We start from the raw sequence: 12,445 nt of genomic DNA on the forward strand, positions 1-12,445 counted from the left end.
TAAATTATTTATTTGACTATTTTTGCCGAAAAATAATATGTAAGTTTGGCACATCAAAAAACAAACCATATTTTTACAAAAATAGCATTTAAACCTTTGCGTACAAACTTATTTAATATCGTTTTATTATCAATTTTCCTAACAATTGGATCTGGTAATTTGTATTCCCAAGATATTAAGAAAAAAACACCCTCAATATCTTTAATTAAAGAAACTGAAAAAAACAAAAACAGCACTATCAATCCTTTAGAACTGAACTCTAAAAAAATATCAGACACCCTAAAAAAAGACAGTCTAAAATCTAAAAAACCGTTTTTAGAAGGCAAAGTAAAATACAAAGCGGACAACTACACCAAAATTGATCAAAAGAAAAAGCATATTACATTATACGATAAAGCAGAACTTTACTACCAAGATGTTGAACTAAAATCGGGAGTTATTTTACTTGATTATGAAAAAAACGAAGTCTATGCAGGTAGAATAAAAGACTCTACTGGAAAATTTACTCAATTCCCCAATTTCAAACAAGGTGCCAATATAATTGAACCCGATTCTATCCGATTTAATTTCAAGACCAAAAAAGCTATTATTTGGAACTCCAGAACAGACCAAGGAGAATTCAAAGTAAAAGCTGCTTTTACTAAAAAAGAAAATGATTCGGTATACTTTCTAAAAGGAGCGCGTTTTACTACCTCAAAAGACGTAGATAATCCAGAATATTATTTCCAAACGAACAAGGTGAAGTTTGTACCCGGAAAAAAAGTAGTTACCGGAGTTACTAATATGGTCATTGCTAATGTACCTACTCCTATTGCCTTACCTTTTGCATTTTTTCCAATGTCAAAAGAAACTAGTATTTCAGGCATTCTTTTGCCTAGTTATAATGATTCTAATACACGTGGATTTTCACTTCAAAATGGAGGGTATTATTTTGCTTTAAGTGATCATTATGATTTGACTATTCTTGGCGACTATTACACCAATGGAAGCTATGGAATGCGATTTGAATCGAACTATGCAAAACGCTACAATTATAGAGGTAATGTAAACGTTCGTTTTGAAAATTTAATTACAAGTGAACGTGGCTATCCCGATTATAGTAAACAAAGAATCTACAATATTCAATGGTCCCATTCTAGAGACACTAAAGCCAGTCCAAATTCAAACTTTTCTGCCTCTGTTAATCTTGGAAGTAGTAAATATTTCAAACAGTCTATTAATCAAGTTAATATAGGTTCAAATCTAAATAATACTATGAGTTCTTCTGTCTCTTATAGCAGAACGTTTAATGGGTCGGGACCACAATCGCGATTATCATTAACGGCAACTCATTCTCAGAACACACAAACGGAACAAATTGACATGACCTTACCAACACTCCAATTTAGTGTTGACCGCATCTACCCATTCGTAAAAAAAGATGGAGTGAAAAAAGGATTTTTCAAGAATATCAACCTTCAATACGATTTAAGTGCTAAAAATAGTATTTCTACTACTGACTCCTTATTTTTTAAACCTCAAATGTTTGAAAATGCCAAAGTAGGTTTACAACATTCGATACCTTTAAGCACCAATTTTAAATTATTCAAATATTTTAGTGCATCCTCTTCATTCAATTATAAAGAAGTTTGGTATACCAAAACTATTAGTAGAAATTATGATGCTACACAAGGTAAAGTAATTGATACCGAAATCAAAGGATTTGATGCTTTTAGAACCTATTCATTTTCTTCAAGTTTAGGAACCACTATTTATGGGACATTTAATTTGGGTGCTAATAAAAAAATTCAAGCTATCCGACACGTAATGAGGCCTTCTATTTCTTATGGTTATACCCCTAGCTTTGAAAAATATTACGACACTTATGCTGCAGATGGAAGTGGTACTATGATAAAAGAATATTCTCGATTTGAGAATGGAATATATGGCGCTCCAGGAAATTCTAATTCAAATACCCTAGGAATTGATTTAAGCAATACAATTGAGGCAAAAGTAACTGATAAAGACAGTACCAAAACAGAACCTAAAAAAGTAATGCTGTTAAACAATTTAAATCTGTCCACAAGTTACGATTTAAATGCAGATGGAGTACGAACACTTGCTTGGTCTCCAGTTCGTGTTAGTGGCGGTACTCAATTTTTTGACAATAAGATGAATGTCAATTTTGGAGCCACCTTAGACCCCTATGCTATTGACAATTCTGGTAAAAGAATCAATGTTTATAATATTGACAATGGAGGAAGTTTATTTCGAATGACTAGTGCAAATATGACCTTAAACTATTCCCTTTCGAGTTCGGATAAAGCTAAAAATAATGACTCTGACCAAACAAAAAGAAATGGAGGACGCGAAGACGATTTGTTTGGAAAACCTAATTTAGGAAATCACCAGAAAAGTCAATTTGACGATACTGAAGATAAAGGAGAAGACACTATTTCTGAATTTTTCCACTCAAAACTACCTTGGGATATGACGTTTGCATATTCACTGACCTACGGAAATAATAACCGAGAAAAGAAAATAATTGGAAATTCATTAATGATATCAATCAATGCCGATCTAACTCCTAAATGGAAAACAGGAATTTCAACCGGATATGATTTTGTTCAAAAAGGAGTAACTTACACACAACTACGTTTTGAAAGAGATTTATTAAGTTGGAGAATGGATTTTAATTGGTCGCCTTTTGGAACCTATGCCAACTGGGGATTCTTCATCGGAATCAAATCAGGTGTATTAAGTGATATTAAATGGGATAAACGAAGTACTTTAATTCGATAAATAATAATTATGAAAAAAATAATTTTTACTGATAAAGCTCCCGCTCCAATAGGGCCTTATAATCAAGCCGTACTAACTGGAAACACTTTGTACACCTCAGGACAAATTGCAATTAATCCAGCAACCGGAGAACTAGTTCTTGATACTATTGAGTTAGAAACCAAACAAGTGATGCAGAACATGAAAGCTGTTTTAGAAGCTGCCGGAATGACCTTTGAGAATGTAGTCAAGTCAACCATTTTCATTTCAAATATGAATGATTTTGGAAGCATTAATTCAGTTTACGGATCTTACTTTAATAAAAAAACCGCTCCAGCTCGTGAAACGGTTCAAGTGGCTTGTTTGCCAAAAAATGTAAATGTAGAAATCTCTATGATTGCAGTGCAATAGCATTTAATAATAACTGTGCCGTTGCTTCGTTAGTTGCCAATGGCACATTATGTACATCGCAAACACGAATTAACATATTAATATCTGCTTCATGCGGATGGCTTGATAATGGATCTTTAAAAAAGAAAACCATTTGAGTGATTCCTTCCGCTACTCGACCTGCAATTTGCGCATCACCACCTAAAGGTCCTGAAAGCATTCTAGTTACTTTAAATCCAGCTTCTTCAGCCTTACCTCCAGTAGTTCCAGTGGCAATCAACTTGATTTTTTCTTGTTGCAAAACAACTTTGTTTTTGATTAAAAACTGAACTAAATCATTCTTTTTGCCGTCGTGTGCAATTACAGCTATTTCCATTCTATTTTATTTATTAGCAACGTGATATGCAATCAAACCATCGATTGGTCTTCTTAACACATTACCCAATTTAATTTGGTATTTATCAAAAGTAACTTGTAATTCGTCTTTTAAATAAAAAGCAATCGATCCTACAAAATGAACAGGTACTTCTTGATAATTATCGTATTGTCTGATATAATTTTTAACAAAAGATTTCATCCCTTTGTAAATGATTTTTTTACAAAATGGATCTTCTTTATGCTGAATCAAGAACTTAGCAAAAGTTGCTAAATACGCATTAGGATTAGCTTCTTTATACAATTTGCTCTTGATGTAATCTGGAGTCATATCGTATTCTTTTTCAAATTCAACAGCCAAATGCTGAGGCATTTTATTGAAGTAATACTTTCTGATTAATTCTTTACCAAAAACGTTTCCACTACAATCATCCATTACAATGTAACCTAACGATTGTACTTTTTGATGCAATTCTTTTCCGTCAAAATAGCTACAGTTGGAGCCTGTACCCAAAATACTAACAATAGCTTTTTCGCCTTTTGGTGTAGTAGCATATACTGCTGCATACGTATCTTCTTCAACGACAACAATAGCATTGGGAAAATAAGCCTGAAAAACCTGAGAAAGGAATACTTTCATTCTTTCTGTTCCACAACCTGCTCCATAAAAGAATAAATGAGTTGCCTCATTTTTATTTTGTAAAATATCAAAACGATCATTCAAACGCTCAACAACTTCAGTTTCATCAAGAATCTCTGGATTCAAACCTAAGGTTTGTGTTGTGAATAATACTTTTCCGCTATCGTCTATCGCAATCCAATCGGCTTTGGTAGAACCACTATCAACTATTAATTTCATCTTTTGGTTTTTTTGGTTTTTTGGGTATTGGAAATCTGTTTCCAAAGACTATAAAGTTAAACGTTTTATAGCATTCTGAATAAATGAAAACAGTAAAAAAATAAAATCCCGTTACAATAACAATAACGGGATTTTATTGAAAAAGTATTGATTATTTTAAACCTGCGATATGTACAGATAAATCAATTAATTTACTTGAATAACCGTATTCATTATCATACCAAGAAATAATTTTGAAGAAAGTAGAATTCAAACCAATTCCAGCTTTAGCATCAATAATAGAAGTTCTTGAGTCAGATACGAAGTCATTAGATACTACATCATCTTCAGTAAATCCTAAGATTCCTTTCATTGTAGTTTCAGATGCTTTTTTCAATACAGCCATAATTTCAGCATACGAAGTTTCTTTAGCTAATTTTACAGTTAAATCCACTGCAGAAACGTCAACAGTAGGAACACGCATTGACATACCAGTTAATTTTCCGTTTAATGAAGGAATTACAACTCCTACCGCTTTAGCAGCACCTGTAGAAGAAGGAATCATATTTACTAATGCTGAACGACCACCTCTAAAATCTTTTCTAGATGGACCGTCATTTGTCATTTGAGTTGAAGTTGTAGCGTGAACAGTTGTCATTAAACCTTCAACAATTTCGAAGTTATCGTGAATAACTTTTGCCATTGGAGCTAAACAGTTTGTAGTACAAGATGCATTTGAAACAACTAAATCAGAAGCTTTTGCAGTTTCGTGGTTCACACCCATTACAAACATTGGAGCATCAGCAGAAGGAGCAGAAATAATTACTTTCTTAGCACCACCTTTGATGTGCTCACTTGCAGTCTCAACAGTAGTGAAGAAACCAGTACATTCAGCAACTACATCAACATCAACTTCATTCCATTTCAAATCAGCTGGATTTCTTTCAGCTGTGATACGAATGTGTCTTCCGTTTACATATAATTTACCTTCTTTCACTTCAACAGTTCCATTGAAACGACCGTGAACTGAATCGTATTTTAATAAGTAAGCTAAGTGATCAACATCTAATAAGTCATTGATAGCTACTACCTCAACATTATCTCTGTTGAAAGACTCTCTAAAAACGATTCTTCCAATTCTTCCGAAACCGTTTATTCCTAATTTTACTTTTGACATTTTAATTTAATTTTAGATTTAGTTTATTTAGTGTAATTTTTATTTCTGATTTGATTCTCAATCAGAATATATTTATATAGATACAATATCAGAAACTCGTAACAATTCTGTGTCAATTTCTGAATGTCCTTTTATAGCTTGTTCCAAAGGAGTCAACGTAATTTTATCTTGATTGATTCCTGCCATAAAGTTAGATTTACCTTCTAGTAAAGACTCAACCGCTTTTACTCCTAGTCTACTTGCTAAAACTCTATCAAAACAAGATGGAGAACCTCCTCTTTGCATGTGTCCTAATACCGAAACTCTAACATCATACTCTGGTAAATTGGATTCTACATAATCTTTTAATTCGAAAACGCTTTTACCAATTTTATCTCCTTCGGCAATGACAACAATACTAGATGATTTACCTGCTGCTTTACTCTTTTTAAGAGAGTCTAACAATCGATCCAATCCCATATCTTCTTCAGGAATCAAAATTTCTTCAGCTCCAGCTCCAATACCAGCATTTAATGCAATATGACCCGCATCACGTCCCATAACTTCAACTAAGAACAATCGGTTATGAGAACTCGCTGTATCACGGATTTTATCAATTACTTCTACTACAGTATTCAAAGCGGTATCATATCCTAAAGTATGACTTGTTCCAAAAATATCGTTATCAATAGTACCCGGAATTCCAATTACAGGAAAGTTGTATTCAGAGTTGAATAATAAAGCACCTGTAAAACTTCCATCACCACCAATAACAACAAAAGCATCGATTTCGGCTTTAACCAAATTATCGTATGCCTTTTTTCTTCCTTCTGGAGTTTTAAATTCCATAGAACGAGCCGATTTTAAAATCGTCCCTCCTTTATTAATAATATTATTTACGCTACGAGGTCCCATCTCTTTGAAATCACCTTCAATCATTCCTTGGTATCCTCTGTAAATCCCTACGCATCCAATATTATGGAAAGCACAAGTTCTAACAACTGAGCGTATTGCAGCATTCATTCCTGGTGAATCACCACCCGAAGTAAGAACACCTATTTTTCTTATTTTATTTGGCATTATTATAGTATTTGGCGTAAAATTAATAAACGCGAATTAGTTTCAAAGCGATGTTTTTAATTAATTAGAAAACCATTGTAAATTCAAACGTTTTCGTTAATAAGTTTTCAAAAAAGCAATAAAAATAATTATTTTTTAAAAAAAATCAATAAAATAGTTACAATTTGATAATTAGCAAATTCTTTACAAAATTATATTTAATCTTCTTCTGGAATTACTGCCTCCTGATTTTTTTTAGGCACTTCTTTATTTGACTTTTTCGAATTTGAAAATCGAATAAAATCAGGTGCCATTTCTGAATCTTGATCTAAGTATTCTGCTGGAATAGTTTGAATTATACGTTGTTTCTTGAATATTTTTTGTACCAATTCTTTAAAGGTATCAAAATCAACTTCATAAGTAATACCTGCACCTTGGGTATACCCTATGCCTTGACCAATATAATTAATATCATTTTCTTTATTAAAAAATCGTAAATTTAATGTCCCATCATCGTTTACACGCCAAAGCAACTCTACATTACCTATAAATGCAGTTTGGTTTAAGCCTCCAAAAGGCACTCCTAATTTGCCATTAAAAGTAATTCTCTCATTAATTTTTGACGAAATAGAAGCTTCAAAACGACCATCAGTTTCTTTACCTAATCGCCTGTCTGCTCCTACCACATTAATTCCTAAATTAAACTTCTCGTCTTCTGATTTAATAACGTTACCTAACAAACCTGTGGCGGTTTCAAATAAACTTCCCGATAAGTCACTTTGACTCATTCCTTCAGCACTTAAAAAACTCCCAGTTGACAATAAATACAACGCCTGTGTCTGGCGTACTTCTTTATCATACAATTTAGTTTGAATCTCAGATTTTAACACACTAGTTACCGTTGGAAAATCTATATTAAAATCGGGTTCCGGACTCATTAAATCGCCTTTAATACCTATGACCACCTCAACAGGAACCTTTTTATTAAAAGATGAATTATCAATTAACAATGAAGGGTTTGCGGTGGTTTTATAAACAGCTTCCAAATTCAATTGTGCTTTTAACGGATTTCCGTCCCAGGAGATTGAACCGCCTTTTTTTACAGAAAATCGCTTATTAATTCCTGTTGTTCTAAAATTATAAGTTCCTTCATACGCCTGAAAATCTCCCCACATATTAAATTTTCCAAGGGTATTAATTTTAAATAGTAGCGAACCATTCCCTTTCCCTTTCATACCATGTCCTGAATTTCGATCTAATATTACTTCTACCTCCGCATCTGGTGTAATATTAAAATCAAACTCTAACTCTAAGCCATTATAATCACGTACTTTTTCTACTATACCCTTTTGTAAATTAAATTTTTCCCTTGGAGTAATAAAATGCAAAAATACGTTATCACTTACACTCTCTGCATTATTAATTGGAATCTTAATTGAAGTTCCTTTTTCAGATTTCGCATCAACATTAATAAAAAGACTATTAGTAGGCCCTTTTATAGTGGCTACTCCATTAATAAATGCCGTTCCAAAATAAGCAGCATCTTCAGTGTCTTTAGTATCTAATGCCAATAATCTTTTAGAAGATATTCCTAAGTCTAATTTCCAATCTGAAAAATTATTATGTTCTATTGTTCCGTTTAAAACACCCTTGGTAGCAAATTTTGAATCAGTTAAAAGATTATTCCTAAACAAAAACTTCTCATCAGTTAAATCTACAATTGTTTTATCCATCAAAAAATAATCAACTCCCAAATAAGGAACACTCATACCGGCTTTGTCCAGGTAAAGTCGACCATTTATCTCTGGTTTATTTATATTCCCTTGAACTGTTGCGTTGCCGGAAACCATCCCTCTAATGTTTGACAATACTTCACCTCCAATTGGATCTAAAGTGGCTAACTTAAATTGATCTAGTTTTAACCTTAAATCCAATAACGTTTCATTGTTTTGAACGATAAGATTTCCACTAGCATTAAATGATTCAAAATCATTATCTATAATAGCAGAATTGATAGCAAATTTTGACAAGCTCTCGTCTCCTTCAATATCCAGTTCAAGAGTACCTAAATTTGTTTTATTGAGATTCAAGTGATCTATTACTAAAGAAGCTGTCGGGCGATAGACTGCTTTATCTTGTTTAAAATTGACCGATCCGTTAATATTTCCATCAAAAACAAACAATTCATCTTCAGGAGTAATTTTATTCAAATTCACATCCTTAAAGTTCAATTTCAAATCCTTATACGAATTACCTCTTATCATCCCAAGCAATTCAATTCTTTGATGTTCGTGAGACAAAACAATATCTTCAATTGCGAATTCCCTCAACCCTTTATCGAAAACAATGCGATTGTCTGGGGTGTCATTCTCATTCAAAAACCATAAATAATCCTTGAATTTCACTTCTGATTTACTAATCCCCACAACATTTTTCTTGTCTTTATTAATCGTGTGGTATAGATTCAAATTAAAATAATCTTCTCCTTTAGCTCCCCCTTTAAACTCCGTACGAAAAAACAAAGAGTCTTTCATTGTCACATTAATCAAGCTAAAATCACGTATTTTATAATACTTCGATTTAATAGAATCCAACTCGATGTATGCATTATACAATGGATTTTTATTGTCTACATTAATCCTAACATTATCAAAAGTGTTCTTAGCGGCAATAATCTGAGGTGAATTAAAGTTGAGTTTAAATTCATTTTTATCCGAATTAATTTTCCCTTTTACAACAGTATTGGTTTCAATAGAAATTTCAGGAAAAAGCACTTCTACAATTTTATTATTGATCGAAAAATCAAAATTTAAAAATTGCCCCTTTTCTACCTTATTCGGCTTGTAATTGGTATAAAGACTACCTAATGAATTTTCAACTAATTTTCGTAATTGATTGAATTTGTATTTACCCTCAATTTTTCCTTCAACAATATCTGGAGAATTTACCGTTATCGTTCTGATTTTATTTTCGTCAAAACTAGAATTAACTTTAAAATTAGTAAAGAAATAAGTTGATTTAGAATTAGTATATGTAGTTTGGTTTACAAACACATCTCCTTGTAAATTATCTATCGTATTTCCTGCCACTTGCACTACAATATCTCCTTTCAATAAAGAGGTTGCATCATTAGCAAACTTTAATTGATACAGATTAGCATTGGCAATACCAATATGAAAATCAAATCGACTGTCTTTTTTTGTCCAATCAACCAAACCATCAAAACTCAAATTCAAATTAGGGTCGTTTATTGATACTTTCCCCTGGTAAATAGGCATTTTAAAATTTCCATTTACCTCTAAATTATGATAGGAATAGTTATTATAATCCATTTGAGAAATAGCACCCTTAATTTGTGTGTTCAAATATTTCTCGGTAAAACCTATCCCATCAATAGCTAAATTCAAACTAATTTTTCCCAAATCTTTTTCAGACACAAAGGTTCCTAAGTCAAAATTATCCAAGACGACATTCCCAACATAAGATGCTTTATCAATAAAATCAATAGAATGCATCACAAAATTTGATTTTACATTTCCTAAAGCAGTAGTCATTGTAAAGTTCGCATCAATATCTTTTGTGGTCAATTCTGTTTTACCAACTAAATTGAATTTGCCTAGTTTTTTCAAATTAGTAGGCAATGTCTTTCCTAATACATTGGGCAACAAAGTCACTAGATCTTCATAACTTGACGAAAGTGTGCTAAACTTTCCTTTCATGTAGAATTCCTGACCATTTCTATGAAACAAGTTTTTAAATCGGATCGCTCCAATCATTTTACTCTTTTTAGAATCCACCAAATTCAATTGACTAACTTTTAAATTATTCAGTGTTCCTAATAAATTGGCTTTGGTATAAAAAAATTGGTTTTTGCCTAATTCTTTGTAAAAACAACGAATATCATTCGAGGCCAAAGTAGACGAGGCCAATTGAACATCAAATTGTACTTTATTATTGAAATCCGCAAAATCTTCAATCTTATAATTCAGAGCGACATTTGCTTTTATCTCCGAGTTTTCTTTAGTTAATGCTTCTAACTTGGTTAATTTGATTTGCTTTTTGGTATAACTAAAAATTCCACTTAATTTTTTTACATATACCCCACGATGATCTAAAAATGACATTTTTAGAATATTGGTATTCACATCGGGGCCGTACAATTTGAAATCGGACAGTTGAATATTTAGTTTGGTGAAATCGACATCCTTAGGTACTACTCTATTTTCATCCGTGAGAATGAAATGCCCTTTGGTGATTTGAGCGTCTTTGGCAGTCAATAAAAAATGTTTTTTAGACGGTTTCCCTTGTCCAAAGGCATTAATAAAAACATCGATATTGGTTAATTTTTCTTTTTTGTAGGTTTTTAGATTAAATAACACCTCGTCCAGATGTAAATCACTAAAAATTAAATCACCATCAAGCAATTTTTTCCCATCTAAAATAGAAGTTTTGATTCGGCCCGTGTAAATTAAAGTATCTTGATGATGATCTCTAATCAATACATTTTTGAATTTCACTCCGCCAAAAGGAGAAATAGCAACCTCATCTATCGTAATATCGGTTCCAAAGTCTTTATTAACCGTAGTCATAACGTACTTAGCAATACTCGTTTGCACCACAGGCAAGCTCAGCGCAATGCCCATAATCAGCAAAAAGAGGATGAATCCAATTAGCGAATACGATACTATTTTTTTGGCGTTTTTGATACGGCTTACAATTTAATTTTTTGAAATTCTAATTTGCCTTCCCAAAGAAGACGCTTTAAATAAAAATTCTTTAATTTTGGCTCCGCTGTTCAACAGATACAGAACGCCAAATATAATTTAAAATTCGCGCTTTTTTATGCAAAATTCCGAGGTTTTTATTCTTGCCATCGAAAGTTCTTGCGACGATACTGCAGCAGCCGTTTTACATAACGATAAAGTACTGTCTAATGTTGTTGCCAATCAATTGATTCACAATCAATATGGCGGTGTAGTTCCTGAACTAGCTTCAAGAGCTCACCAACAAAATATAGTTCCGGTGATTGATGCTGCGCTGCGAAAAGCAAATATACAAAAAGAACAGTTGTCTGCAATTGCTTTTACACAAGGCCCAGGTTTAATGGGATCTTTGTTAGTAGGCAGTTCTTTTGCTAAATCAATGGCATTGGCATTGCAAATTCCGTTAATCGCAGTCAATCACATGCACGCCCACATTTTAGCGCATTTTATTGACGAAGAAGGATTTGACAAACCTGAATTTCCTTTTTTAGCGTTAACCATTAGCGGGGGGCATACGCAAATCGTTCGTGTTGATGGTTTTTTTGACATGACCATTATTGGCGAAACCACTGACGATGCTGTTGGCGAAGCTTTTGATAAAAGTGCCAAAATACTCGGGCTACCCTATCCTGGCGGACCTTTGGTAGACAAATATGCACAATTAGGAAACCCTAAAGCATTCCCTTTTACCAAACCTAAAGTACCCGGTTTGGATTTTAGTTTTTCGGGATTAAAAACCGCTATTTTGTATTTCATTCAAAAGAAAAAACTAGAAAATCCGAACTTCATTGATGAAAACATCAATGACATTTGCGCTTCCATTCAACACACCATTATTGAAATTTTAATGGACAAATTGAAATTAGCGGTCAACGAAACTGGAATTAAACAAATTGCCATTGGTGGCGGTGTTTCGGCCAATTCCGGAATACGCAACACCCTAAAAGAAACTGAAAAAAAATACGGATGGAAGACCTTTATTCCTAAATTTGAATACACCACCGATAATGCTGCAATGATTGGAATTGTAGGTTATCAAAAGTTTTTATCGGAACATTTCGAAACTTCATCGGTAGTTTCGAAAGCACGAATTCAATTCTAAAA

8 protein-coding genes are annotated in these 12,445 nt (G+C 32.8%); 3 read left to right on the top strand and 5 right to left on the bottom strand.

Annotated features, from left to right (window positions below; all coding sequences use genetic code 11):
- Positions 1-45: 45 nt before the first annotated feature.
- Positions 46-2,781 (top strand): putative LPS assembly protein LptD, encoded by a 2,736-nt coding sequence (locus tag Q0L65_RS01730; protein WP_296682739.1) that lies wholly within the window; start codon positions 46-48, stop codon positions 2,779-2,781.
- Between the two features lie 9 nt (positions 2,782-2,790).
- Entirely contained in the window at positions 2,791-3,171 is a 381-nt protein-coding gene (locus Q0L65_RS01735; protein WP_296682741.1) for a RidA family protein, read from the top strand.
- Here Q0L65_RS01735 and Q0L65_RS01740 read toward each other — a convergent pair.
- The 5 genes from Q0L65_RS01740 to Q0L65_RS01760 all read right to left on the bottom strand — a co-directional run bounded on the left by Q0L65_RS01740 (position 3,152) and on the right by Q0L65_RS01760 (position 11,221).
- On the bottom strand, positions 3,152-3,526 hold the full coding sequence (locus Q0L65_RS01740; RefSeq protein WP_296682742.1) for a methylglyoxal synthase: 375 nt from the start codon (positions 3,524-3,526) through the stop codon (positions 3,152-3,154). The genes Q0L65_RS01735 and Q0L65_RS01740 overlap by 20 nt on opposite strands.
- Before the next feature lie 6 nt (positions 3,527-3,532).
- On the bottom strand, positions 3,533-4,384 hold the full coding sequence (locus Q0L65_RS01745) for an N-acetylglucosamine kinase (protein ID WP_296682744.1): 852 nt from the start codon (positions 4,382-4,384) through the stop codon (positions 3,533-3,535).
- Positions 4,385-4,535: 151 nt separating this feature from the next.
- Positions 4,536-5,540 (bottom strand): type I glyceraldehyde-3-phosphate dehydrogenase, encoded by a 1,005-nt coding sequence (gene gap / locus Q0L65_RS01750; RefSeq protein WP_296682746.1) that lies wholly within the window; start codon positions 5,538-5,540, stop codon positions 4,536-4,538.
- A gap of 72 nt (positions 5,541-5,612) precedes the next feature.
- Complete coding sequence (gene pfkA / locus Q0L65_RS01755; RefSeq protein WP_296682748.1) at positions 5,613-6,599, bottom strand: 6-phosphofructokinase; 987 nt, start codon at positions 6,597-6,599, stop codon at positions 5,613-5,615.
- Positions 6,600-6,796: 197 nt separating this feature from the next.
- Positions 6,797-11,221: a translocation/assembly module TamB domain-containing protein gene (locus Q0L65_RS01760; RefSeq protein ID WP_296682750.1), complete on the bottom strand. Its 4,425-nt coding sequence runs from the start codon at positions 11,219-11,221 to the stop codon at positions 6,797-6,799.
- Positions 11,222-11,420: 199 nt separating this feature from the next.
- On the opposite strand from Q0L65_RS01760, the gene tsaD reads away from it, so the two are divergent.
- Positions 11,421-12,443: a tRNA (adenosine(37)-N6)-threonylcarbamoyltransferase complex transferase subunit TsaD gene (gene tsaD, locus Q0L65_RS01765; protein ID WP_296682752.1), complete on the top strand. Its 1,023-nt coding sequence runs from the start codon at positions 11,421-11,423 to the stop codon at positions 12,441-12,443.
- The last annotated feature ends 2 nt before the right edge of the window (positions 12,444-12,445 follow it).

Origin of the sequence: Flavobacterium sp. (assembly GCF_024642105.1) — a bacterium.
Classification (GTDB): Bacteria; Bacteroidota; Bacteroidia; order Flavobacteriales; family Flavobacteriaceae; genus Flavobacterium.